The organism is Nostoc sp. PA-18-2419, from assembly GCF_005869855.1.
Classification (GTDB): domain Bacteria; phylum Cyanobacteriota; class Cyanobacteriia; order Cyanobacteriales; family Nostocaceae; genus Nostoc.
Window position 1 is genome coordinate 1 of the sequence record NZ_SZNH01000015.1, and the last position, 25,592, is coordinate 25,592.

General features: G+C 40.0%; 21 protein-coding genes. 7 read left to right on the top strand and 14 right to left on the bottom strand.

The features are described 5' to 3' along the window. Positions 1-309 precede the first annotated feature (309 nt). From FCR06_RS16640 to hemE, 8 genes are all read right to left on the bottom strand, one after another. The gene (locus FCR06_RS16640) at positions 310-1,089 is read right to left on the bottom strand and encodes a phosphate ABC transporter ATP-binding protein (RefSeq protein ID WP_138501600.1); all 780 of its coding nucleotides are present in this window, start codon (positions 1,087-1,089) and stop codon (positions 310-312) included. Positions 1,090-1,562: 473 nt separating this feature from the next. Beyond that, positions 1,563-2,342: a phosphate ABC transporter ATP-binding protein PstB gene (gene pstB, locus FCR06_RS16645; RefSeq protein WP_138501602.1), complete on the bottom strand. Its 780-nt coding sequence runs from the start codon at positions 2,340-2,342 to the stop codon at positions 1,563-1,565. 134 nt (positions 2,343-2,476) lie between these two features. Then, a complete protein-coding gene (gene pstA / locus FCR06_RS16650) occupies positions 2,477-3,358 on the bottom strand; it encodes a phosphate ABC transporter permease PstA (protein ID WP_138501831.1) in 882 nt (293 codons plus the stop codon). Positions 3,359-3,436: 78 nt separating this feature from the next. Then, a complete protein-coding gene (gene pstC, locus FCR06_RS16655) occupies positions 3,437-4,438 on the bottom strand; it encodes a phosphate ABC transporter permease subunit PstC (protein ID WP_138501604.1) in 1,002 nt (333 codons plus the stop codon). A gap of 263 nt (positions 4,439-4,701) precedes the next feature. Further along, positions 4,702-5,745, bottom strand: coding sequence for a phosphate ABC transporter substrate-binding protein PstS (pstS, locus tag FCR06_RS16660; protein WP_138501606.1), 1,044 nt, complete (start codon positions 5,743-5,745; stop codon positions 4,702-4,704). Positions 5,746-6,122: 377 nt separating this feature from the next. Next, positions 6,123-6,890: an SDR family oxidoreductase gene (locus tag FCR06_RS16665; protein ID WP_138501608.1), complete on the bottom strand. Its 768-nt coding sequence runs from the start codon at positions 6,888-6,890 to the stop codon at positions 6,123-6,125. Between the two features lie 93 nt (positions 6,891-6,983). After that, positions 6,984-7,922 (bottom strand): NAD-dependent epimerase/dehydratase family protein, encoded by a 939-nt coding sequence (locus tag FCR06_RS16670; RefSeq protein ID WP_138501610.1) that lies wholly within the window; start codon positions 7,920-7,922, stop codon positions 6,984-6,986. A gap of 181 nt (positions 7,923-8,103) precedes the next feature. Continuing rightward, positions 8,104-9,165 (bottom strand): uroporphyrinogen decarboxylase, encoded by a 1,062-nt coding sequence (hemE, locus tag FCR06_RS16675; protein ID WP_138501612.1) that lies wholly within the window; start codon positions 9,163-9,165, stop codon positions 8,104-8,106. Between the two features lie 246 nt (positions 9,166-9,411). Here hemE and FCR06_RS16680 point away from each other — a divergent pair, with 246 nt between their 5' ends. After that, positions 9,412-10,170, top strand: coding sequence for a hypothetical protein (locus tag FCR06_RS16680; protein ID WP_138501614.1), 759 nt, complete (start codon positions 9,412-9,414; stop codon positions 10,168-10,170). Positions 10,171-10,238: 68 nt separating this feature from the next. Here the strand turns inward: FCR06_RS16680 and FCR06_RS16685 are convergent, their stop codons facing one another. Together FCR06_RS16685 and FCR06_RS16690 are read right to left on the bottom strand one after the other, a co-directional pair. Then, the gene (locus tag FCR06_RS16685) at positions 10,239-11,144 is read right to left on the bottom strand and encodes an LD-carboxypeptidase (protein WP_138501616.1); all 906 of its coding nucleotides are present in this window, start codon (positions 11,142-11,144) and stop codon (positions 10,239-10,241) included. A gap of 172 nt (positions 11,145-11,316) precedes the next feature. Next, positions 11,317-13,947: a DNA polymerase III subunit alpha gene (locus FCR06_RS16690; RefSeq protein WP_138501618.1), complete on the bottom strand. Its 2,631-nt coding sequence runs from the start codon at positions 13,945-13,947 to the stop codon at positions 11,317-11,319. A 172-nt stretch (positions 13,948-14,119) separates the two neighbouring features. On the opposite strand from FCR06_RS16690, the gene FCR06_RS16695 reads away from it, so the two are divergent. Beyond that, positions 14,120-15,412 carry a dicarboxylate/amino acid:cation symporter gene (locus FCR06_RS16695; protein WP_138501620.1) on the top strand — a complete coding sequence of 431 codons (1,293 nt, stop codon included), beginning with the start codon at positions 14,120-14,122 and terminating at the stop codon, positions 15,410-15,412. Positions 15,413-15,536: 124 nt separating this feature from the next. Here FCR06_RS16695 and FCR06_RS16700 read toward each other — a convergent pair whose 3' ends face one another. The 3 genes from FCR06_RS16700 to FCR06_RS16710 all read right to left on the bottom strand — a co-directional run bounded on the left by FCR06_RS16700 (position 15,537) and on the right by FCR06_RS16710 (position 18,518). Then, positions 15,537-15,716: a hypothetical protein gene (locus FCR06_RS16700; RefSeq protein ID WP_138501622.1), complete on the bottom strand. Its 180-nt coding sequence runs from the start codon at positions 15,714-15,716 to the stop codon at positions 15,537-15,539. Between the two features lie 701 nt (positions 15,717-16,417). Then, on the bottom strand, positions 16,418-17,188 hold the full coding sequence (gene panB / locus FCR06_RS16705; RefSeq protein ID WP_138501624.1) for a 3-methyl-2-oxobutanoate hydroxymethyltransferase: 771 nt from the start codon (positions 17,186-17,188) through the stop codon (positions 16,418-16,420). Positions 17,189-17,411: 223 nt separating this feature from the next. Next, positions 17,412-18,518, bottom strand: coding sequence for a two-component regulator propeller domain-containing protein (locus tag FCR06_RS16710; protein ID WP_138501626.1), 1,107 nt, complete (start codon positions 18,516-18,518; stop codon positions 17,412-17,414). A gap of 864 nt (positions 18,519-19,382) precedes the next feature. Here FCR06_RS16710 and FCR06_RS16715 point away from each other — a divergent pair. The 5 genes from FCR06_RS16715 (at position 19,383) to FCR06_RS32710 (ending at position 22,719) form a co-directional block, all read left to right on the top strand. Beyond that, positions 19,383-20,813, top strand: coding sequence for a form I ribulose bisphosphate carboxylase large subunit (locus tag FCR06_RS16715; protein ID WP_138501628.1), 1,431 nt, complete (start codon positions 19,383-19,385; stop codon positions 20,811-20,813). A gap of 100 nt (positions 20,814-20,913) precedes the next feature. Beyond that, positions 20,914-21,309, top strand: coding sequence for a RuBisCO chaperone RbcX (gene rcbX, locus FCR06_RS16720; protein ID WP_138501630.1), 396 nt, complete (start codon positions 20,914-20,916; stop codon positions 21,307-21,309). A gap of 86 nt (positions 21,310-21,395) precedes the next feature. Continuing rightward, entirely contained in the window at positions 21,396-21,725 is a 330-nt protein-coding gene (locus tag FCR06_RS16725; RefSeq protein ID WP_138501632.1) for a ribulose bisphosphate carboxylase small subunit, read from the top strand. 115 nt (positions 21,726-21,840) lie between these two features. After that, entirely contained in the window at positions 21,841-22,467 is a 627-nt protein-coding gene (locus FCR06_RS16730) for a GDSL-type esterase/lipase family protein (protein WP_138501634.1), read from the top strand. Between the two features lie 84 nt (positions 22,468-22,551). Continuing rightward, positions 22,552-22,719, top strand: a complete 168-nt coding sequence (locus FCR06_RS32710) for a hypothetical protein (protein ID WP_189523457.1) — start codon at positions 22,552-22,554, stop codon at positions 22,717-22,719. Positions 22,720-22,850: 131 nt separating this feature from the next. Here FCR06_RS32710 and FCR06_RS16735 read toward each other — a convergent pair whose 3' ends face one another. Beyond that, a complete protein-coding gene (locus FCR06_RS16735) occupies positions 22,851-25,457 on the bottom strand; it encodes a TonB-dependent siderophore receptor (protein WP_138501636.1) in 2,607 nt (868 codons plus the stop codon). Between the last annotated feature and the right edge of the window lie 135 nt (positions 25,458-25,592).

Genomic DNA, 25,592 nt, shown 5'->3' on the forward strand with positions numbered 1-25,592 from the left:
GGGAAGTGCTGCGACGTTCTCCTGTTGTCGATGGCAATTGCGGTACTTGCTGCCATATATTTTCCCATTGATTACAGAAATCATCTACGTCGCAGAAAATTTGAGTGATGTCGAGCCGAGATACAATAGTAGACATAGCCGAGACGCTTATTTTTGTTAGATATTTTTAGTCTCGGTCTTTTTTGTCAGTTTTTTACACCCTCTCCATTAATTATAGCGATCGCTTGCTGCTTATCCAGTTGTACTTCAGCCATAGCAGGCTTTTTGCCTTTTTTTCACCGTCGAACTCACGTTAACTTAATAAAAATTTTAACTGACGCGGCCAAAAACATAATCGCGGGTACGGGAATCAATGGGGCTGGTAAAAATTTTATTTGTAGTCCCAAATTCAACCATTTGAGTAATGCGATTTTCATTAGTATAAAAGAAAGCCGTGAAATCAGATAGGCGAGTAACTTGCTGCATGTTATGAGTAACAATCACAATAGCTAAATCAGAGCGCAAGTTTTGGATCAAATTCTCAATTTGCATACTACCGATAGGATCGAGACCCGAACAAGGTTCATCCATCAAGAGAACTTTTGGTTTAACTGCTAAAGCGCGAGCAATACATAGTCTTTGTTGTTGTCCGCCAGAAAGTTCTAAAGCAGACTTGTGCAGCTTATTTTTTAGTTCATCCCAAAGATTAGCAGCTTTAATAGCAGATTCAACAATCACATCTAATTCTACTTTCGGATGCCATCCAATTAATTTCACCCCATAGGCAACATTATCATAAACGCTAATAGGAAAAAGATTTGGTTTAGGAAAAACCATACTAATTTGACGACGTAATCTACTTAAATTGATACGGCGCTCATAAATATTCTGTCCAAAAAATTCTACTCTTCCTTCAACCTTTACTTCTGTTTCTAATTCATTAAGGCGATTTAACGATTTAAGAAAAGTAGACTTGCCACAACCACTAGAACCAATAATTGCCGTGACTTGGTTTTGGTAAATGTCCATTGACACGCTTTCAACTATCTTTTGAGTGTTGTAATAAAAGCTGAAGTTTTTGACTCTGATAGCTGGAATTGGTTTACTCATATTCGTAAAACGTGTAAGACAGGACTTGACTAAGTAAGATAGTACAAATCAACAGTGCTGTTTCACTATGTTACTCCTAAAAGGAGATCTTCATAGAAATTACGTAAGTATACGTTAAATATATAGTAAATAAGCTGTTAATAAGTGTTTATATGAAAATATGTAGCAAAAATTATTTTTGAGAAAATAAAAAAGCGAAATGAGGAGGATAAGGGAGATGGAGAGAAATAACTAAGTTGGTTGGCGTAAATATTTATCATTAAGATAAGGGGAAAAACTAAGAGGCAGGAGGGAGAGGTAAAGAAGGTTTTAGCGTATTTTATTTTTCTTTACATAGTTTGATTTTTTCACGCCGTTGTACTTAGTATCGAAAATAAACTCTAAAAAATAAATTATTCCTTTTGAAGTTGATGACTGTTGAGTCTCAACAGTGGCAATTTTTTATTTGTCAGTTCCTTAATGACAAATGACTATTAACCAAAACGTCCTGAAATGTAGTCGCGGGTGCGGGGGTCGAGTGGGTTGTTAAAGATTTGCTCCGTGGCGCCAAATTCAATCATTTGACCAATCCGACTTTCATCGGTGCTGAAGAAAGCGGTAAAATCAGAGACGCGAGCAGCTTGTTGCATGTTGTGGGTAACGATCGCGATCGTCAACTCAGACTTCAAACTATGGAGCAGTTCTTCAACTTTCATCGTAGCAATGGGGTCAAGAGCCGAGCATGGCTCATCCATCAGCAGAACTTTTGGCTTGACTGCTAAAGCACGGGCAATACATAATCTCTGTTGTTGACCACCAGAAAGCCCTAAAGCTGATTTTTCCAATTTATCTTTAACTTCATCCCAAAGAGCAGCGCTGTGAAGTGCAGATTCGACAATTTCATCTAACTCTACTTTTGGATAGCTACCTGCTATTCTCATACCGTAGGCGACGTTTTCGTAAATGCTAATGGGAAAAGGATTCGGTTTCTGGAATACCATACCAATTTGGCGGCGTAATCGATTAACGTTGACACGACGAGCATAAATATTTTGACCAAAAAATTCTACCTCGCCTTCAACTTTCACCGGGCCTTCTAATTCACTAATGCGATTCAAAATTTTGATAAAGGTAGATTTGCCACAACCACTAGGGCCGATAATTGCTGTGACTTGGTTTCGATAGATATCTATTGATATTTTTTCAATTGCTTTAATAGTGCCATAGGAAAAGCTGATATTTTTTACTTTGATAGCTGGAATTAGATTATTCATAAATTGCCCAAGTGCAAAAAAATTATTAAAATATAATTTAAAAGTTAGAAGAGATAATATAGAAGTAATGCTGATGTGAAATTATTAGTATTATAAATTCTCAGAATAAATTTGTTATCACATCTAATTTATATTCATTTGATTCTTTTTTGGCTGATAAATAAGCGAGAAACAATACTGACAAATAAAATTAAGCTCAATAAAATTATCGAAGTAGTCCATACTAATTGACTTTTTTCTGGGTCAGGGTCATTGTATAAGTTAAAAATTAATACTGGCAAAGAAGCTGTTGGACTGAATAATCCTTCTGACCAATCTAGACTAAATAAAGCAGTAAAAATTAAGGGTGCTGTTTCACCAGCAGCACGAGCTACAGCTAATAAAATGCCTGTTGTAATTCCGGGAATTGCAGCAATAACAACGATGCGAAAGGTAGTTTGAAAGCGAGTTCCACCTAAAGCCGCAGAAGCGAGACGTTGAGATGTAGGAATAAGTTTTAAGGATTCTGCTGTTGTCAATGCAATCACTGGTAGCATAATCACAGCCAATGCAAAGCCACCTGCGATCGCACTAAATCCTTTAGTTGCTAAAACGATTATACCGTAAGCAAATATTCCTACAACAATTGAAGGTACGCCTGTGAGAATATTAGTAATCAAACGAATAAGATTAGTAATTGGATTAGTTTGACCAAATTCTACCAATAAAATTCCTGTCATTACGCCTGTGGGAATGCTTAAAAAAGCACCAACGGCTACCATAATTATGGTTCCTACAATAGCATTGCCGAACCCATTATCAATTACTGCTTTGACAAAAACTTCCCATTTGATTCCAGATATTCCTCGGACAAAAATTTCCCATAAAATTGATAATAAAGGAATAAGTGCTAAACCTGTCAAACCAAAGGCGATCGCATTCATTAAATAAGTAAATACTACTCGCTGTGTTGGTAGTGGACTGCATAATTCTGTTGTGATAAATTCATCATTTTCAGACTTGATGTAATCACTCATATCTCTCATAGTTTTTAATTTATAAATAAAATGCTTTTCTTATAGCAACTAAGGGACTTCCAAATCCAGAATTTTAAATCAATTACTTTTTCTGGCAAACCACCTGACTAACAATGCAGCACCAATATTTACAGCTAGAGTCAAGCCAAATAAAATTAATCCCAAATAGCTTAAAGCACCAACATGTAACCCTGGTTCAGCTTCCGCAAATTMATTAGCTAGTACAGAGGGAATGGTATAAGCTGGATTGAGTAAAGAAACACTAATTTGGGCAGAGTTACCAATAACCATAGTGACAGCCATTGTTTCACCCAAAGCACGTCCTAAAGCGAGCATTGCTGCACTAACTATTCCTGAAAATCCAGCTCTTAGCAAGACCCGAAAAATTGTTTCCCAACGAGTACCACCTAAAGCCATAGATGCACTACGCAATTCTTTAGGTATAGCCAGTAATACATCACGAGTAATTGCTGCCATTGTTGGCAAAATCATGATGGCTAGAATAATTCCAGCAGTCAACATATTTGTGCCAACAGGGTCTTGTGTATTAAATAGTGGTATCACTTTTAAAGTGCTACTTAGCCATTTTTCTAAAGGTTCCAAAACTGGAATAAATACAAAAATAGCCCATAAACCAATAATAACGCTGGGAATTGCTGCGATTAATTCCACAACAAATGCTAAGGTTATTTGCAGCGATACAGGTAAGAAATTTTCACTTGTTACTAAAGCAACTGCTATTCCCACTGGTATAGCTAATAAAATAGCGATCGCACTACTTACTAAAGTTCCATAAATATAAGGTAATGCCCCAAAAATCCCATTACCTGTATCCCAATCTTGACCCCATAAAAAACCCACTTCAAACTGTTTAATTGCTGGCAAAGCTTCTTGGAAAATTACCCAACTCATTAAAAATAATACTGCAGAAGTAACTACGCCAAAAAAGTATACTAGTCGTGTAAATCCTTGGTCAAACCATAAATTTCTGCCACTGATAACTGTCAAATTCAGATTTCCATCATCTAGATTCGATTGATGTGATGAATCTTTATCAGCTGCTTCCGATGAATTGGTCATAACAAATAAAATAGAAGATATTTTGTACGTAGTTAAAGTAGACAATTATTATAAACTTCAGATTGAAGCTAGTAACATAATACAAATTTAAAAATAAACAAATCTGTTATTTTAGACCTTTTTAGTTTATACATGCCCTACGAAAAAGCATTTCCAGGTATTACCTGGAAACGATATTTACCAGAATTTTAAAGGATTTTGCTTAAGTTTACACTAGTAGCAAACAGCTTAATTTACTGAATGAAAAGTAGTAAGATTAGCAATTAAGGCTTGACAGTGCTATTGACTGTCTGAAGTACACGATTTGCTACATCAGATGGAATCTTAGTGTAATTAAGGTCATCATTATACTGTTGACCATCTTGCAATACCCAATTTATCCATTTCTTGATTGCATCAGATTTCGCAGCATTGGTATACTTTTTGTAAACCATCATCCAAGTCAGACCAACAATCGGATAACCTTGTCCTGGATCGCCTACAAAAACACGGTAATTATCTGGAAAACTCACAGTAGACAAAGCTGCATTTGCAGATTGTAAGGAAGGAGCAACAAATTCTCCTGCCTTATTTTGGATCTGTGCTGATTTCAGGTTATTTTTAAGAGCGTAAGCATATTCAACATAACCAATAGAACCAGGGGTGCGAGCTACTAAAGCAGCTACGCCGGGATTACCTTTACCTTTGAGGACGTTTGGAAGAGTCCATTTTGGTGTAGTACTAGCTCCAACTCTGCCTTTAAAATAACTACTGGTTGCGCTCAAGTGATTAGTAAAAATGAAAGTTGTACCGCTACCATCGGCGCGAACAACAAATTTAATTGGTTGATTTGGTAGGTTAACACCCGGATTATCAGCTTTAATTTTTGCGTCATTCCAATTGGTAATTTGACCTGAAAAAATTCCTGGTAACGTATTGCGAGATAATTTTAGATTGTTAACGCCTGGAAGATTATAAACTACAGAAACAGCACCGCCTGCTGTGGGTACTAAGATTACACCGTTCTTGACTTTTGCAATTTCATCATCTTTCATTGCAGCATCACTACCACCAAAGTCAACGGTTCCAGCAGTGACTTGACGAATACCGCCGCCACTACCAATTGCTTGATAGTTAATTTTCAAGTCTGGATATTTCTTTTTAACTTCACGAGCATACCTTTCATAAAGTGGAGCCGGAAAAGTTGCTCCTGCACCGTTAAGGGTTTGAGCTTGGGCGCTCGCCCCAAACATTGGACTAAGTGCAACAGAAGTTGTCACCAATGAACTAGCAACGACACGATTCAAGATGATGGTCGAAAAAATCATATTACCTCTGATTAAAGGAATATTTTACTGCTGTAATCACAACCTTAAATAAGCTACATTTCTTATGGTTAAAAATTATTTAACAATGGATAAATATGAAGTTAATTTGCGGTTAAAGTTTAATTTTTAACACTGCTTTAGTTATTATTTTTTAATATAGTTAATTAAAATTATCAAAAAATATATATGTAAAAAATGAATTGATTTTTGATAATTTAGTTTAGGTAAATAGTATAATTTTTCAATTACCACTGCGGCAGAAAACAGACAAAAATCTGTGTTTATTGGTGTAAGCTGCCTGAAACAATTGCGCGTAATAATATTTTTGAAGTAAACGATCGCCCTGCAAAATTACTCTTAAACCTACCAGACTAGGATTAAAAATGGCTTAGATAGCCACCATCAACTGCTAAAACTTGACCTGTAATGTAGGATGCACCTGGAGAAGCAAAAAACACAACTGCACTCGCAATTTCTTGTGGATTTCCCCAACGACCGAGAGAAGTTCGATTTTTTAACCATTCAGCAACTTTCGGATCAGCAGCTGCATCTGCATTACTCTCCGTCGCAAAGAAGCCTGGAGCAACTGCATTCACGGTGATCCCAAATGCCCCAAGTTCGGCGGCGAGAGTACGCGTCAGGGCTTCAAGTCCTCCTTTGGCAGTCGTATAAACTGCATCTCCCGCATCTGCAATTTGTCCTGCAATCGATGTAATATTGATGATTCGCCCTTCACCCTTAGGCATCATCAACCGTGCAGCTTCCCGTGACAAATTGAACGGCGCAATCAAATCGGTATTAATCAACCGACGCACTGCATCCATTTCAAACTCGAAAAACTTGCGGCGATCGCGCATCCCAACGTTATTGACAAGAATATCCAAACAGCCATGCTTTTCTTGAATTCCAACAAATGCGTTTTGAACCGCGACTTCATCGGTTACATCAAACGGTAATGAAGAGACTGAACCACCGATTGACTCAATAATTGCAACTGCCTGATTGAGGCGTTCAAGGTTTCGTCCATTGACGATGACGCACGCGCCAGCTTTGGCAAGTAATTTGGCAATTTCCAGTCCTAAACCTTGTCCTGCTCCCGTTACTAGGGCAACTTTTCCATTTAATGAAAATTCAGATAAGGTCACAACAATTACTTTTCGAGATCCTTCTCACAAATGATTACATTCTACAGACAATTTAACTATTTGAAACTAGGATGAATATATCTATGAAAAATATCATTTTATTTTTAAAACATCAGTCATAGTTGCACAGTAATTTGACAAGCCGAAACTGTTAGGATTAATTGCATTTTCATAAGTGAAGTGTCGATAATTCATGCAAAATCTATCCCAAGCAGCCATGCGAATGCGGAACAAAACAATAATCAAATTTGCTAAAGCTATAGATACGGGAATGCGAAAGTAAATCTTTTTGCCCAAATAAGCACAAACTTCTTCCACTGCTTGGTTAGCAGTTAATTTTGCTTGACCTAAAACAAATCTACGTGGTTCATCCTTTTGAGGAGGATGTTCAATTAAATATCCCACTACAGTTGCAATGTCTCGCCCGTGGATAAAATGGAAACTACCATCTGCATTCAGAAATCGAATTAAATTAATATATTTGGTAACTTCTCTAATACCAGATGTTACAGCAGAATAGGGTTTATTACCATCACCACCCAAAACTATAGTAGGAAAAACTGTGGTGATTTTAGGTGCTATTTCTAATTTTTCTTTTCGATGTAAGCACTCATATTTAGAACGGATATAATCTGTACCGATATCCCCAGCTTCTTTTAATGGTTGATTGTGACTATCCAAAACGCTAGCTGTGGAAAAATAAATTACCTGTTGGCATTTATTTGGATTTAGCAGCTTCATCAATTCTATTGTTTTATTAACATTAATTTCAAATGTCTGCTCACCACCCCAAGCTGTGGCAGTGAGTACGGCTGTATCAATTGTTGATAGCAAATCAGCAAACTGGCTAATATTTTGCATATCACCTTGCAAAACATTAATGCCAGAACGTGCCTGAGTATCAATTTGTAGCTTATTAGGATTTCTAACTAGCAAAAACAGCTCGTAATCTGTTTCTTGAATTAAGGCTTCTGTTAAATAATGACCTACACAACCACTTGCACCAGTTACTAAAATCCGTTTCTGGCTCATAAAGAATTTATAAAAATTTAGGAGTTAAAACTTAAGAGTTAAGAATAAAGTTAAAAGTTCCAAATTAGAGATTAAAAGAAAAGTTAGGAATTAAGAGTGAAGAGTTAAGAATAAAAAATAACTTTGCACGTCGCAATCGTTAAGTTAATAGTTCATAACTCATAACTCATAACTCATAACTCTACCCTTTAACTCCTACCAGATTCAGTTCCTTTGCAGTTTCAAAGAAGAAAGCGACATTTTCTTCTGGAGTTTCTGGTAAGACACCGTGACCAAGATTGAGAATGTGACCCCAATTGCCAGCTTTGCGAACGGTATCATAAATGCGATCGCGGATAAACTGTTTAGAGCCAAATAACACGCCTGGGTCAAGATTTCCTTGGACTTTGACTTGTTTGCCTAATCTTGCGCGTGCATCTGCCATATCCACTGCCCAGTCTACAGTAACAATATCTGCACCGGATTTACCCATTCTTTCCAACACACCTGCACTACCGCTAACTAATAAAATCAACGGGGTATCGGGGTGAGTTTGCTTAACTTGCTGGAAAACTCTCTGTTGATAAGGCAAAGCAAACGTATCATAATCTTGAGGACTCAATTGACCCGCCCAAGAATCGAACATTTGCACAACTTGGGCACCAGAGTCAATTTGGTAACGAGCGTAGATGGCGATCGCATCTGCTAATTTAGCTAACAATTGATGCAGTATCGTTGGGTCAGAAAATGCCATGTTTTTGATAATGGAATAGGTTTTAGAACCTTTTCCTTCTACTGCATAAGCTGCTAACGTCCACGGCGCACCTACAAAGCCCAATACTGTTGATTTATCGCCTACTTCCGAGCGCAACGCCTGCAAAATAGTTTTGATAAAAGGTAGAGCTGCTTCTGGCTCTAGGGGACGCAGGTTATTAATTTGTTCTTGAGTGCGGAGAGGCGAGTCAATGATTGGCCCTTTACCTTCGGCAATATCCATCTCAATGCCCAAACCAGGTAATGGGGTAACAATATCAGAAAATAAAATTACTCCATCTGGCTGGAAAGCTCTCCAGGGTTGCAAAGAAACTTCAATTGCAACTTCTGGAATTTCTGAGCGATCGCGAAACGAAGGATACTTTTCTCTTAAGTCTCGATATGCTTTCATATATCGTCCGGCTTGTCGCATCATCCATACAGGGGGACGATCTACTACTTCACCACGAGCAGCCCGTAACAGATGAGGAGTTGTTAACGAAACACCCATTTATCACTTCATCCTAAGTCACTTTTTTATGCCACTGTTTAGCTTATCATTCTGGGATTACGCTTTTTCAGAATTAAAGAGGATAGGGGATGGAGGAGATGGGGAGATCAGGGGGATGGGGGGATGCGGAGTGGGAAATAGGATAAAACAATAATCAATATTGAATTGGGAATTGGGCATGGGGTATTAATTATTTCTCCCCCATCTCCTTATCTCCCCATCTCCTTATCTCCCTCATCCTCTAACATGCAAACTCACTCTAACAGTCCCAATCGTCTTGCATCTGCTAATAAACAGCCTAAGCCAAGAAAGTTTTTGATTCCGCGATCACAGCGACAGAAGTTCTTTTTTCAGTTTACTTTAATGACCGCAATCGGATGGGTTGTTGGTGGCATTGCCAGTATCGCTTTAGAGAAAATGATTCTCCAACACCTGTTTCTAGAGTCGCAAACATTGAGTATTTTGGTTAGATGTCTTAGTAATATTGTGTTTGCGCTGATTTTCGCCGTCGATCAAGCCGTTGTCCTTTACCGATATTTACCTGGTTACCAGTGGATATTTGCTACTAGTGTTGGTTGGTTAATTGCCAATGGTGTTTCTACAGCTTGGATTAACAATATTTCATCCATTGCCTCATCGTTCAATGAAACTTTATCTTCCGAGCAGATTTTTATTTTGGGATTTCTATCTGCGATCGCTTATGTTATTTCTGGTATTTGGCTAGGCATTTCCCAATGGCTAGTATTGAGACGATATACAGCAAGCGCTTGGTGGTGGAATTTTTTACCTTCTCTCTGTTTCTTTTTAATTACTATTTTGGTTTGGTTGCTTTTTCTTGGGCAAAATTTCATTCCACAAGCGAACCGTAATTTTGTCTTCAATTGGAGTGGACAAGCAATTACAGCAATCATTCTCGGAGCTATACCAGCAATTGGCTTGTGTACTTTAAAAATAAACTTACCTCACAAAATTAAAATTAAAGATGAAAATAGTAAGCTTTTATAATCAAACTTTCGAGCCAATTATTTTTTGATATTTTAGAACATTTAACAGTAAGCAAAGTTGATTTTAACTTAATGCTGATCTGCGATCGCCAATATGCCCTCATCCCCATTTAAAGTTGCTTCTACACCCACTGGTAAGGCTGCATTAGGACTATTATGACCAAAAGGCAAATCAGAGACAATCGGAATGCCTAAATCACTTAAGCGATCGTGCAAGACTTCTTCTACAGTAAAGCTAGACACGTTTGGCGGGGCTTCACAACGAGTGAAACCGCCTAAAGCAATGCCACAAACTTTTGCTAAAGCACCACTTAAACGCCACTGTGTGAGCATTCTATCGATGCGGTAAGGTGCCTCTGTAACATCCTCAAGCGCCAAAATCACCCCATCAAAATTTGGTTGGATTGGTGTACTTAAAAGATGAGTTGCTACTGTCAAATTTCCTGGTAACAAAATGCCACTCGCAATCCCACCACCCCAACCACAACCTTTAATAGAAGCAACAGGACGACCTTCCACCCAATCAAACAATCGGTCGATTGACCAATCTGGCTCGTCAGCAAGAGTTGTCAATACAGGGGCATGGACGCCGGAAATACCTACGTTAAAAAGGCTCCACAAAAGAGCGGTGATGTCTGAAAAACCAATCAACCACTTAGGAAGTTCTGAGTTTTGTTGCCAATGCCAATTTTCTAAGATGCGGGTGCTACCGAAACCACCTCTGGCGCAGAGGATACCGCGACAATCTGGGTCTTGCCATGCTGCTGCTAGCTGGTTGCAACGCTTCTCATCTTTGCCAGCTAAATATCCCCATTTCTCATCTATCTTGGGACTGATTTCTACTTGGTAGCCACGCGATCGCCAAATTTCTATACTTCGCCCAAATGCCTTAAATTCTCGTAAAGCACCACTAGGAGCAATGACTCGTAATAGGTCACCGGATTTTAAGGGCGGTGGTAAGATTTTGGCTGGCATGAAAAAAGTTAAGAGTTAAGAATAAAGACTATAACCCATAACTCCAATAAAATTTTGTTGAATGATTTTCAAAGCGATTGTTAAGATGCCGTTTTCTCGTTGGGCGCTGCAAAGCGGGTATTGGTGAAAGCGCTAGCCCCAGTTGTAGCGCGCAGCCAGCAAGAGGGCAATATTATTTTGGTAAACCCTCGACTCGCATCAAATCTAATTCGCTCTCAAATATTTCATCAATAGGCAGCATTTGACCGTCAACAGTCATAAATTTATGGTCTTTTGTGGCGCGAATCACAGAACCATCTTCTAAACAATATTCAAACACTTCTTGCTGTCCGCGATTATGCCACTGTACCACAGGTTGACTATAAATATTTCCATTATTATCAACGCTGTACACAGTACATTCAATACCTTTTTCGACAATTTTGCCAATGGGCAAAAATCCATATTCTACTGTCAAAACTTCTGTGTCATAGCTTAAACAATATTCAGCAAACTTCAACATTTGCTCAAATAATTCTTCAGCTACTTGTTTTTTTACACCATTTTTTGCCGCACCATCAACGAATTTTTCTCGCTGCTTTTGCATCTCCGAAACTTTCTTTTTACCCATTGCCCGACGCAACAAGTCAGCTTGTCCTAGAGAATAGCCAGCCATATCTTGAGCAATTTTCATGATTTGCTCTTGGTAGACCATGATTCCATAGGTTTCGTCTAATATTGGTTCTAAAATATTGTGTTCGTAATCAATATCTTCTCGACCGTGTTTGCGGTTAATAAATTTAGGAATCAGTCCCGCATCTAATGGCCCTGGTCGATAAAGTGCCAAAATTGAAGAAATATCTTCTATATTAGAAGGCTTCAAATCTCGAACTATTTGACGCATTCCAGAAGATTCTAATTGAAATATTCCTTCTAACTCACCTGCTTCTAATAGTTCATAAGTTTTTCTGACTTCGTTAGGTAAAATAGTATGTTCGCCTTTGGCTAATATCCTTTGGGCTTTTCTTTCGTCGCGGGGGATTTCATCTGGGTCAATACGATATCCTTTATTTTCTTCAATTAAATCGAGAGTTTTTTGAATCAGGGTCAAGTTACGCAAACCGAGAAAGTCCATTTTCAACAAACCCATTGATTCCAAGTCTTCCATGAAATACTGAGTAATCACAGAACCGTCATTATTCTTTTGTAACGGCACAATTTGATCCAATGGTTCGTCTGAAATCACAACACCAGCTGCATGGACACCAAAGGTTTTATTAGTTCCTTCAATTCGCATCGCCATATCAATCCAATGGCGAACTCTTGGGTCGTTATCATATTTTTGTTTAAACTCTAATTCTGGAGTTGCATCAGAAATCATTACCTTGAGTTTAGTTGGTTTTCCCCGCACCACAGGAATTAATTTCGCCATTTTGTCAGCTTCCCCATAAGGAATATTTAATACTCTGGCGACATCTTTTAAAACGGCTTTAGAAGTCAAGCGGTTAAAAGTAATAATTTGAGCAACTCTATCTACACCATATTTTTCTGTTACGTAATCAATTACTTTATCACGTTGTTCAATACAGAAATCCGTATCAATATCAGGCATGGATTTCCGTTCCGGGTTCAAAAAGCGCTCAAATAATAGTCCGTGATGTACAGGGTCAATGTTAGTGATTCGCATCGCATAGGCAACTAACGAACCTGCTGCCGAACCGCGCCCAGGGCCTACAGGAATATTATTATCTCTAGCAAATTTGATGTAGTCCCAAACAACTAAAAAGTATTTGGAAAAACCCATCTGCTGAATCATTTTTAGTTCGTATTCCAATCTTTCTTTGTAGACGGAATCGACTTCATTGCGGGATTTGCGATTTAATCTTTGTAAAAGTCCGACCCATGCAACTTCTTCAGCATAAGTGTCAGCAGTATGACCAGAGGGAATTGGGGGAGTAGGAATCTGAGGCTCACCCATAATATGGTAAGGCTCGATTTTATCCGCGACTTCTTCAGTGGTAGCTACAGCTTCTGCAATTACATCATCTGGTAAATGGTCGCGAAATAGCTGCTTCATCTCTTCGGCAGATTTGAGATATTCTGTGCCGCTATAACGCATCCGTTTATCTTCACTAATTAACTTGCCAGTTTGAATACATAGCAAAGCATCATGGGCTTCAACGTCAAAACAAGAAATAAAATGCGAATCATTGGTAGCAACAAATTTAATACCTAATTCTCGGGCAATTTTAACTATTTCAACATTTACAATCCGGTCTTCTTGGGAACCGTGGTCTTGAATTTCTAAATAATAATCATCACCAAATACATCTTTATACCATTGAGCAACTTTACGCGCTGCATCTGGTCTGCCACTAAGAATCGCTTGGGGAATTTCTCCACCCAAACAAGCGCTGGTAACAATCAAGCCTTCATGATATTCTTTGAGCAAATCTTTATTGATACAAGGACGAGAAAAAATTCCTTTGCCCTGAACACCTTTAAGATGGGAAATACTAGTTAATTTGACTAAATTTTTGTAACCTTTAGTATTTTTAGCTAAAACAACTTGATGATATCTCGGACGGCGTTCTTGTCTTTCAATATCGCCGTTAATTATATACATCTCGTTACCGAGAATCGGCTTAATATTTTGACTACGGCAAATTTTGATCAATTCGACTGCGCCATACATCACACCATGATCGGTAAGGGCGATCGCTTTCATGCCCAAGGCGATCGCTCTCTCCACTAACTCTGGTAGCTGACTTGCTCCATCAAGCAAACTGTAGTCACTGTGAATATGCAAAGGGACAAAGGACATAAGCGCCTCCAAGCACAAGCCAAAAATATCTCTAGGGGCTTACCGGATTTTGCAAAGCAACGGGATCTTAGATTAGCAGTTTTTAAGCAAAAATAAAGCTATTGTTTTTCCGGATTTGTTACTGTCATAAATGTTGTTTTAATAGTTACAGCAGTTAAGCCGCATCTAACCAATGAGTCATCCAGACAGTACTACTTCGCCTGAAACCATAGCTAAGCCTTGGTGGCAGCGTATTCCTCTGACGTTACAAATTGTTATCGCCCTAGTAGCCGCCATTAGCGTCGGAATTGCCCTTGGTGCGGGAAATCCCAGTCCCAGCAATGCCGCCCTGATCAACAATTTAGCAATTCCGGCTGAGTTGGTGCTAAAGGCTCTGCGTGCCTTAGCTACACCCCTGATTTTAGTAGCGGTACTGCATACTTTGATGACTACAAATATTCCTGGTACGGCTGGACGACGGCTATTCGTGCTACTTTTAAGTAATACTACGGTAGCTATCTTAGTCGGACTTTTTGTCGCCAACGTTCTGCGTCCGGGAACCTGGGGCAATGTAGTCACCCCAACAACTACACAAATAACAGGTCAAAGTCTTGATCCTTGGGGATTAATCAAAGATGCTGTACCGGAAGCAGTCCTCAAGCCCTTAGTTGATAATAATGTTATTCAGCTGATTGTGATTGCCTTGAGTTTTGGTATTGTGCTGCGGGGATTAAAATCCGAACAAATTGCCCAAGGAAAGAACGCATATCAGCCGATTGAAGATGTGATCGGGATTTTGTTTGAAGCAGTAGTCCGTATCCTCAACTGGGTAATTGCCTTGGTACCATTCGCAGTCTTTGGGATTGTAGCTAAAACTGTAGCTAAAGAAGGCTTTACCCCCTTTCAATCTTTGGGCGCATTCATTGTAGCAGTGCTGTTAGCACTGTTATTACAAGCGTGTTACTACCTCACCAGAGTAAAATTCGGTTCTTGGGTACAGCCTTTAAAATTTCTCGCTGGTGGTTCTGATGCCTTTTTGACAGCTTTTTCGACTTCTTCCTCTGCGGCTGCAATGCCCGTAACCTTTGAGGTTTTGCAAACAAAAATCGGTTTAAGAGAATCTTCTGCTGCCTTAGGGGCATTAGTTGGAGCAAATTTTAACAATGATGGTACTGCTCTTTATGAAGCCATGTCTGCGTTATATATTTCGCAACTAATTGGGCAACATTTGAGTTTGGGACAGCAAGTAATCGTCATCCTCACCTCGATTTTTGCATCTGTAGGTGCAGCGAATATTCCAAATGCTGGACTAGTAACAATGACACTGGTGTTTACTTCTGTAGGTTTACCTACCCAGTACATAGCTTTGCTAGTGACCGTAGACTGGTTTTTAGATCGCTGCCGTACAGCGATTAATGTTATGGGAGACATGACTGTAAGTACTTTACTGGACGGTAAAAAGCCCCGTTTTGTAGACGAGGCTTAAGCAAAGCAAGTCAAAAGCATGAAACTGAGTTTTAGTAGCGAATTTGCTACATAAGTTTTACTAATTAAATGCGCAAAGGCTTAGTTTGGCAGCTTTGAGTTAAATGTTGCAGCTTTTGATGTAGCTAATGCTGCTGAGGCCCTTTAGCGTCACATTCTTTAGTCCAGCAGCGTTCTAGAAGTTGAAGATGCCAGATCAATGCAAAGCGATGAGGATTCAATACTAATTTAGTATCACGACTAAATAACGGCTGGTTCAGATATTGCCAAAGAGGAAATTTAATTTTGAAGTGTTTTGGAGTCATAAGAACGGCAAATATTATAAAAGTTTAGTGAGCATAGTTGACATTTTCTCTAGTAACTGATTGATACTGTTTTTCTAGTTAAAGACTACACTGGGTTTCTACAATTGTCTTGGTGGCAATTGCGGAAATTATAGAAGTGAATTATGTTGTTTCCGCTTTAATACTTAAATTAGACCTAACTTTTGATTTTTATCTGAAAAACCTCTGTTTGAATCTCTCCCCTTTAAGTCATCGATTAGCTAACTTTTCTTAATATATCTAATAGTAATAACTCACTAACAGTTATTAAGGCAAGAGGCACTCTTGCAATTAATCTTGTTTTATTGCTGCGTCTATAAGTAAGTTCAAAAATCAAGTAGGAGTTTCATATCTCAATACACTTGAGTTAACAATTTTTGGTATTCATTTTGGCATGTAGAGACACAAAATTTCGTGTGTTTACTAAATATTATCTTATCGGTTTGTTTGTAATTCAATAAAACCCAGTTTTAAGGATAATTATTTGTGTTAATTTTTCAAATATATGTAACGCCTCAGTATTGAATATAATTTGTTAAATAAAGGTTTAAAAATTGTTAATAAATATGTAAATAATGAATAGCCTAGCAGGGCAGAGGCTTTAACATTATTCTCCACCAGGTATACAAATCTGTGTAGAAAATCAAAATCGTGGGATATTTTGCTAAATCAAGTCTATTTGTTTAGGGAAACTTCCGTTCTCGTACTTCTAAGGCGTAATCTTGCACAGCTTTAGTAATCGTCTGTCGCAAATTGGTGTAAACTTTGGCAAATGGTGGATTCTTTTCTGCAAGACCGAGTACATCTGAGGTAACTAAAACCTGGCCGTCACAGTGAAGCCCTGCACCAATACCGATTGTGGGAATGGTAAGTTTTTGCGTAATTTGCATTGCCAAATCTGTGGGTATATGTTCTAACACCATAGCAAAAGCACCAGCTTGTTCGAGAGCGATCGCTTCATTTAAAATTCTCTCACTCGTTTCGTGAGTTTTACCCTGTTGTCGCAAACCAAGTTGATGTAATGATTGCGGCGTCAAACCGACATGACCCATGACTGGAATTCCAGCTTGCACCAAACGAGCCACAGTCTTCACCATTTCTGGATAACCACCCTCTAACTTGACACCTTGCGCTCCAGTCTCTTTTAAAACTCTACCAGCTGAATGTATTGCTTGTTGGATGCTTTCTTGGTATGACAAAAACGGTAAATCAACCAGTAAAAAGGCGCGTTTAACTCCTCGACGCACAGCTTTGGCGTGGTAGATCATCTCATCTAAAGTTATGGGCAGAGTTGTTTCATACCCTAAAACTACTGCCATCGAGTCACCCACAAGGATTAAGTCTACACCAGCTGCGTCGAGGAGTTGAGCGATCGCATAATCCCAAGCGGTCAACGCCACGATTGAACGTCCCTGTTGTTTCCATTGAATTAATTGCTGGGTAGTGATTGCCATTGCCAATTTTAGATTTTAGATTTTGCAAAAAGTCGGAGCGCCGGCTTCCGGCGATCTGAACTTTTAAAGACGGATTTTGGATGTTTTGTCCTCTCTTACAAAGTTCTGATCGGAGGAAACCTCCGCACCCTGCGGGAAGCCGCAGAAGCGTCTACAGACTTTGCGCTTTGTCATTAGTCATTTATCATTTGCTAAGGATAGAAAACAAAGGACAAATAACTAATCATTTAACAGCACGACTGAAAGCAAGATGGGGTTTTGCACTGCTCATTTTAGGCATTAACCAAGCTAGACCTTCACTAGTACCAATCCACAATTTATTGCCGATGTCAGGTGCAAGGGCAAGAATTCGACTAGAAGGAAGTCCAGCAACTTCGGCGTCTAATACAGCTCCGGTATTTKGATTCAATCGTAACAAACCATCGTGAGTCCCGACCCAGACACTACCATCTTTAGCAAAACTTACTGCTGTGACGTTACGCCCACGCAGCCGCGTTACAGACCGCAACACTGCCCCTGTTTTCGGGTTAATAACTAGTAAATTATTCGGCATTCCCGCCCAAATCAAACCTTCTGGACTGATAGCTAAGGCTTGGACAGTGGTTCCCGGTAAATCTGAGATTCGCTTCATAATTGCAGCACTGGCAGTATTAACCCGCACTATCCCATCAAGGGTGCCGACCCACAGGTGACCTTCAGCATCCAAAGTCAAGGTATTAGCACTGACACCAGGCAGATTTTTTAATGTTGTCATAATCAAGCCCTGGTCGGGACTAATTAAGGCTAAACCACTGTCAGTTCCAGCCCACAAATAACCCCGCTTGTCAACTAACAGCGATAACACTCGTCTAGAAGGCAAAAATAAATTCTGCGCGGTAATTTCGCTGGTGCGGGGATCTACTCGCATCAGTCCCCCGTAACTTCCTACCCATAGGCGTCCTACTTTGTCTTGGGCTAAAGCACCAATGGTAACATTCGGTAAACTCACACGAGAGACAATCTTGCCAGTTTTCGGATCGATCCGCGATAGTCCTCGCCAAGAACCTATCCAAAGATTACCTGTAACATCTGCCAGTAAGTTGCCGACACGATAATCGGTTTCTGGGGAATTTTCTTGCACTCCCCGCTCATCGGGTAAAGGATCTACTCGCGGAGGCGGTGGTGAAGATGAGTAAGCAGGGGTTAAATCAGATGAATTAATGTCAGGGGTTTTTTGTGCCCATCCCATACTCGGCAGAGTTATTAACCCCAGCAAGATAGAAGTAATTAATAAGCTAGTGCGCTTGCAAAACAATACCACGATGACATTTCCTTTGGAGACACTACCCATAGCCGTTACCTAAACTGGCTTTTAGTTAACTTCAGTGTTCCCCTAGCTGGAATTTTTTAAACATTGGGGATTGGGGATTGAGGATTAGGGATTGGGTACTGAGTGAGAAAGTATTCCTAAATATTTATTTTCTAGTCACGGTTCCTAGTCACCAGTCCCTAATCACCATTCGCCGGTCCTCAGTCACCAGTCCCTAGTCCCCAATCCCCAGCCCCACACCATTGATGACATTTTGTAAATCTTTCTTAACAAAATGTTTAAATCTTTATGAAATAACAAATTTAAATAAATAAGTTAAAAACTTTCAAAGAATAACTTATTCAATTCTTGATATATTGTGAAACAAGCTACAAATTACGTGGTGTGCAATTCTTTAATCTTTTCCTTATCACTGAACTAAATCTCTGTCAAGTAAATTCTTTTCTGGTATCTTTCCCAATTGAGGGGAGAGATAAATGGAGTGTGGAGGCGGGAATCTATGCCAGCTAGCCCAATCCTTTGAATATCCCAGTTTATGAGAGAATTATCTAAATACTGCCTGCAAAGTGCGGATTTTTTAGTGAAAATGAGAAGGTTTAGTCGGGTGCGAGAAACAGACAAAAAAGAATTTTGATGTGTAGGCAAAGGTAAAGAGTTGAAGCGCTAGGTCGTCTACCTCTAGAAGGGGAGAATACTGGTAAGTAGGGTTACCACTGCTACCGAATTATCCGCCGCCAAAAAACTGCTAACCTCTGCCGAAGGTAACTCATAACAAAAATTTTTCCGGATTTTCTCCCTGCTCAAGGGGGAAAGAGCGGGGTAAAGGAAAGTTGCACAGTACGTGATTTGATAAGTAAAAAGAGTGACTTGTGGGAAGGATAAAATATGTCTTACGCTCAAACGAGGACTCAGAGCAAATCTGGGTATCAAGCCGGGGTTAAAGATTACAGATTAACTTATTACACCCCCGATTACACACCTAAAGATACAGACATTCTTGCTGCATTCCGGATGACTCCTCAGCCAGGAGTTCCACCCGAAGAAGCAGGTGCTGCTGTAGCTGCTGAGTCTTCCACTGGTACATGGACCACCGTATGGACAGACTTGCTCACCGACCTAGATCGCTACAAAGGTCGTTGCTACGACATCGAACCCGTTTCTGGTGAAGATAACCAGTACATTGCTTATGTTGCTTATCCTCTAGATTTGTTTGAGGAAGGCTCTGTAACCAATATGTTGACCTCAATTGTAGGTAACGTATTTGGTTTTAAAGCTCTGCGGGCACTACGTCTAGAAGACTTGCGGATTCCTGTAGCTTACTTAAAGACCTTCCAAGGTCCTCCCCACGGTATTCAAGTTGAGCGTGACAAGTTAAACAAATACGGTCGTCCTTTGCTGGGTTGTACAATTAAGCCCAAATTGGGTTTGTCAGCTAAGAACTACGGACGCGCTGTATACGAGTGCTTACGCGGTGGTTTGGACTTCACCAAAGACGACGAAAACATCAACTCAGCACCATTCCAAAGATGGCGCGATCGCTTTTTATTCGTAGCTGAAGCTATCCACAAAGCTCAAGCTGAAACCGGTGAAATCAAAGGTCACTACCTGAACGTTACCGCTCCCACCTGCGAACAAATGTTGCAACGGGCTGAGTATGCTAAAGAACTCAAAATGCCCATCATCATGCACGACTACCTCACCGCAGGTTTTACCGCTAACACCACATTGGCTCGTTGGTGTCGTGACAACGGTATCCTGTTGCACATCCACCGCGCTATGCACGCTGTAATCGACCGTCAAAAGAACCACGGTATCCACTTCCGCGTTTTGGCTAAGACTCTGCGGATGTCTGGTGGTGACCACATCCACACCGGTACTGTTGTTGGTAAGCTGGAAGGTGAGCGTGGAATCACAATGGGCTTCGTTGACCTGTTACGCGAAAACTATGTTGAGCAAGACAAGTCTCGGGGTATTTACTTTACCCAAGACTGGGCTTCTATGCCTGGTGTAATGGCAGTTGCTTCTGGTGGTATCCACGTATGGCACATGCCTGCACTAGTAGAAATCTTCGGCGATGACTCTGTACTGCAATTCGGTGGTGGTACACTTGGTCACCCTTGGGGTAACGCACCTGGTGCAACCGCTAACCGCGTAGCACTAGAAGCTTGTATCCAAGCTCGTAACGAAGGACGTAATTTGGCTCGTGAAGGTAATGACGTTATCCGCGAAGCCGCTAAGTGGTCTCCTGAATTGGCCGTTGCTTGCGAACTGTGGAAAGAAATTAAGTTCGAGTTTGAAGCAATGGATACGGTCTGATCTGAGTTAAGAGTGAAGAGTTAAGAGTTAAGAGTTAAGAGTTGACTCAATTCATAACTCGAAACTCATAACTCATAACTTTTAAAGGCTGGGGTCAAGCATGAACATTAAGCAAATTGCGAAGGACACAGCTAAGACTCTCCAACGCTACCTGACATATCAGGCGCTGAAGACAGTACTGGCACAGCTAGGCGAAACTAATCCACCGTTGGAAATTTGGCTGCATAACTTTTCAGCCGACAAAATCCATGATGGAGAAGCATACATTGAGCAACTGTTCCGAGAAAAGCCAGATTTGGCATTGCGCATTATGACTGTTAGAGAACACATCGCCGAAGAAATCACAGAATTTTTACCGGAAATGGTTCGCTCTGGCATTCAGCAAGCCAATATGGAACAGCGTCGCCAGCATTTAGAACGCATCACGCAAATCAATTTATCGAACCCCAGTCTGCACCCAGAACAGCAAACAACTTCAGAGCCAAGCAATGAATAGTCAGCAGTTAACACGGAAGCGATCGCTTTTTGGCTGATAACTGCTGAGTGATAACTAAAGTCAACCGCAACCCATTATCATCAACCATGCAAACTTTACCAAAAGAGCGTCGTTACGAGACCCTTTCTTATCTGCCTCCTCTTTCTGATGCTCAAATTGCTAAGCAGGTCCAGTACATTCTGAATCAAGGTTACATTCCAGCGGTTGAATTTAACGAAACTTCTCAGCCAACTGAATTTTTCTGGACAATGTGGAAACTGCCTTTGTTCGGTGCTAGATCTACTCAAGAAGTACTGAATGAAGTTCAATCTTGCCGTTCTCAATATAGCAACTGCTACATCCGCGTTGTAGGTTTTGACAACATCAAGCAGTGCCAAGTTCTCAGCTTTATCGTTCACAAACCCAGCAGATACTAAAAGTTAAAAGGTAAAAGCCTGTTACCTTTAAAATTGATTTATTAAGAGAGGTAAAATTAATTGCCTCTCTTCTTTTATTGCATGTAAAATCTTAAATTATAGAAGTATTTCTTGAATGAATTCGGTACAGCAAGCTGAAGTTAGAATTTGTTTTATTGGCGACTCCTTTGTAAACGGTAGTGGTGACCCTGAATGTTTGGGTTGGACGGGAAGGGTATGTGCTAACGCTAATAAAAAAGGTTATGACATCACTTACTATAATTTGGGAATTAGGCGCGATACGAGTAGCGATATAGCAAAGCGTTGGTTACAAGAAGTATCACTGCGTTTACCAAAAGAATATGATGGGAGKGTTGTATTTTCTTTTGGATTAAATGACACAACAATAGAAAATGGTAAAACTCGTGTAGATTTAGCAGATTCACTCAAAAATGCTGAGGAAATTTTCAGGAAAGCGCAACAATTATATCCTGTTTTAATGATTGGCCCAGCACCATACACAGAACAAGAAGACCTTGAAAGAAGACAAAGAAACAGAAATTTAACCCAAAATTTAGCTTTAATTTGTCAACAGTTAAATGTGCCTTATTTAGATGTGTTTCCAATTCTGGAAAAATCCAATATTTGGATAGATGAAGCAAGAGCTAATGACGGCGCTCATCCCAAAGCAGGAGGTTATACAGAATTTGCCAAAATCGTGGAAAATTGGGATGCTTGGTTAAATTGGTTTCCTCTAAGTTAATTAATATTTAAAATCTCAGTTAGATATAAGGTGCAATGTTACCTAGCGCAACACAACTTTAATAAAGATAAGGTAATTGAAGATTTGAAAAAAACAGCAGAAATCTATAAGCAAAAAAGCCAAGAGATAAATTATCAAGATGTTATTGATAAAATACAATTACTTAAAAAAATTGAATATACAGATGCACAGCTTATCTTTTCCAAGGTTGTAATTCGTTTTTTTGCGTATGAAGCACAGTTTACCGATTGAGTTCGGTGGCAATGTTGCAAGTTTTTCATTATCTATTGAGTATGACCTTCGGACATAGCAGAACAGTAAATAGCGAGTAATTATGCTTCTGTTTCGCTGTCCAGCTTTATTTTTGCCGACTTAATAGCTCATCAAAACTGCACCGAAATCGYTCCCACAACACTAAAAGGTGCGCCAGGAATCACACCTAAGCGATCGCTATTTGGTGAGCCAAGATAATATTCTGTGTCGAACAAATTACGGAAGTTCAGTTGCGCTCGCCAGTTGTCCCGTCGGTAGAAAATTGAACTATCGAAGCGAAGATAGCTAGGAATCTCGTAGGAGTTAGCAAGGTCGCCAGCGCGATCGCCTACATAATAAACACCTAAACCAAATCCCAAGCCTTTTAAATCTCCTCTCTGGAGTTGATAAGTTGTCCATAAACTGGCAGTATGACGAGGCGCATTAGCAAACCGATTTCCTACAGGAGTACGATTGTCGCTACTGACAAAAGCATCATCGTAGCTATAGGCAGCAATTACATTTAATCCTGGTAAAATTTCACCTGATACATCTAGTTCAATCCCTCGGCTTTTCACTTCTCCGGTCAAAACAGAGAAGGCTGTGTTATTCAGATCGGCTGTGGGAATATTAGTCTTTGTAATGTCGTAGAAAGCCAAAGTTCCACCAAATTTGCCAAAGTCTAGTTTGGTTCCCACTTCATATTGTGTTGACCGTTGTGGTGGTGGAATATCTCCACTTACTAAGACAGCAGAACTCGGCTCAAAACCTTTTGTGAAGGAGGCATACAACGATACAGGTTGTAAGGGTTGGTAGACAATCCCGACTCTGGGATTGAAAGCAGTGAAATTGGCTTCGGTGGGTGTTGAATTCAATCGGTTAAATTGATTTCGTTGATAATTATCGAATCGTCCGCCTAGCAACAACTTCAAATTATCAGCAAAAGCAATCTGGTCTTGGAGGTAGAAACCATAAGTTGTATAGTTTTCATCCCGGTTATTGGTAATAGTCAGCGTGTCCAGAGAATATCTGTCAAGGGAACGAATGGGATTAAAGATATTAATCGATGGGTACGAACCACTTGCGCCAATTGCAAACTTCAAGTCTGTGTTAATTTCCTTGCCATACTCAAACCCAGTTAACAACTTATGCTGTATGGAACCAGTCTTGAAGTTACCCAGGATATCTAAGTTATTGAAATAACTGCGGTAAAGACCTTCCCCAGCATAGGTACGACGCGTCAACTCTCCCGTTGTTTCATTCAAACTTGCGAAAATTGGATAGAGGCGACCAAGATTAAACCACTTAGCAAAGAAGGTATTGCGAACTGACCAATTCTGGCTCAACTGATGATCTAATGTGGTAGTCAAGTTATACTTGCGAACGCTATTTTTACCAAAAGGTTCGTTTATCCCATCGGTTTCACTGAAATAGCGCGAAATTGGAATCGCTGCAATTCCCCGACCAATGGAGGGAATACCTTGATCGACTGAAGTATCAGCATCGATAAACTCAAACTCCACTGTTAATTTTGTCGCGGGTGAAATGTTCCACTGCACGGTTGGCGTGAAGAAATAACTCTCGCGGTTGACTCCATCGCGGAAACTGAGGCTTTGCTCGTAAGAGCCGATAAAGCGATATAAAAGGGTTTTTTCTGCGTTCAATGGCCCAGAAATATCCAAGGAAGGTCGATACAAACCGAAACTACCCGCCAAGAATGATAAGTTGTAGTAAGGTTCGTTCAGTGGCTTTTTGGTGACTAGGTTGACGATTCCACCGGGAGATCCCTGTCCAAATAAAACACCCGCAGGCCCTTTTAATACCTCAATCCGCTCTAAATTATCTGTCGTAACTAGGTCATATTGAAAAGGGTTTGCACTACCATTTTTAAAATAGCTACCAGTATCAAAACCGCGAATATTAATTTGTTCGGTAACACCTTGATAAACAGAAGCATTGACACCACTAACATTTTGTAGTGCTTGATTAACTTGAGTAACAGCACGGTCTTCAATTATCTGGCGGGGAATAACTTGAATCGAAGCCGGAATATCACGTAGAGGAGTATCTGTCTTAGTTGCGGTTGACGCATCCTGTGCGCGATATCCATCTTGTTCGCCCGTCACCACAAGCTCAATCGGTTCATCACCACTAGCTGATGGTTCTGGCTGTGTCTGGTTTGGTGGTTGTTGTGTTTGTGGTTGCGTCGGCTGTTGCGCTGTTTGTGCAGTACTGGCTACGCTGAAAATCAGACCCTCATTGGGACTGTCAAACAATTCAACAGTTGGCACACTTGCTTCACCTGTCACTGTCACCCGGATAGTATTGGCATCAAAATTTGTTACCGTTATCTGTGTAATACCCGCTATTGGTTTTTGGGAACGAAATGTAAATCCATCGCCACTAGGCAGCCTTAGTTGAGCATTGGGAACATCTACAACAAAGTTATTGCCAGTACTGCGATTTATTAGTTGTAGTTGTTCGCCTTTGATTGTCTGTAAAATCACTTCCACACCTTTATCGGTGGGATTTGCTTTAACTCCAGTAACTTGTACAACTTCTGATATTGGCGACTGCACTAAAATTTCGGTGCTAGTGAGCGTCCGTTTGAGTTCTCGGATAGTAGGGATATTAGCTAAGGCAGATTTCTGCTGTTGCGTTTGTGCCAACCCAGCCTGAATGCCCAATACGAACAAGGTACTTACGATCAACACCACTTGTTGCAACTGATTTATCATCACTCCACACTCAACCAGATTTTCCAAATACAGCTTGCTAGTTGATAATTATTTGTATCTAGCTCTATATAGGAGAATACAGGAATTTGAGCGATCGCCCCAACTTGATATTATTTTCTGTCCCTTAGACGAATG

Coding starts and splice junctions, on each gene's coding strand:
- FCR06_RS16640 (WP_138501600.1), bottom strand. CDS start 1,089: ATGAGTAAACCAATTCCAGCTATCAGAGTCAAAAACTTCAGCTTTTAT.
- pstB (WP_138501602.1), bottom strand. CDS start 2,342: ATGAATAATCTAATTCCAGCTATCAAAGTAAAAAATATCAGCTTTTCC.
- pstA (WP_138501831.1), bottom strand. CDS start 3,358: ATGAGTGATTACATCAAGTCTGAAAATGATGAATTTATCACAACAGAA.
- pstS (WP_138501606.1), bottom strand. CDS start 5,745: ATGATTTTTTCGACCATCATCTTGAATCGTGTCGTTGCTAGTTCATTG.
- FCR06_RS16670 (WP_138501610.1), bottom strand. CDS start 7,922: ATGAGCCAGAAACGGATTTTAGTAACTGGTGCAAGTGGTTGTGTAGGT.
- hemE (WP_138501612.1), bottom strand. CDS start 9,165: ATGGGTGTTTCGTTAACAACTCCTCATCTGTTACGGGCTGCTCGTGGT.
- FCR06_RS16680 (WP_138501614.1), top strand. CDS start 9,412: ATGCAAACTCACTCTAACAGTCCCAATCGTCTTGCATCTGCTAATAAA.
- FCR06_RS16685 (WP_138501616.1), bottom strand. CDS start 11,144: ATGCCAGCCAAAATCTTACCACCGCCCTTAAAATCCGGTGACCTATTA.
- FCR06_RS16690 (WP_138501618.1), bottom strand. CDS start 13,947: ATGTCCTTTGTCCCTTTGCATATTCACAGTGACTACAGTTTGCTTGAT.
- FCR06_RS16695 (WP_138501620.1), top strand. CDS start 14,120: ATGAGTCATCCAGACAGTACTACTTCGCCTGAAACCATAGCTAAGCCT.
- FCR06_RS16700 (WP_138501622.1), bottom strand. CDS start 15,716: ATGACTCCAAAACACTTCAAAATTAAATTTCCTCTTTGGCAATATCTG.
- panB (WP_138501624.1), bottom strand. CDS start 17,188: ATGGCAATCACTACCCAGCAATTAATTCAATGGAAACAACAGGGACGT.
- FCR06_RS16715 (WP_138501628.1), top strand. CDS start 19,383: ATGTCTTACGCTCAAACGAGGACTCAGAGCAAATCTGGGTATCAAGCC.
- rcbX (WP_138501630.1), top strand. CDS start 20,914: ATGAACATTAAGCAAATTGCGAAGGACACAGCTAAGACTCTCCAACGC.
- FCR06_RS16725 (WP_138501632.1), top strand. CDS start 21,396: ATGCAAACTTTACCAAAAGAGCGTCGTTACGAGACCCTTTCTTATCTG.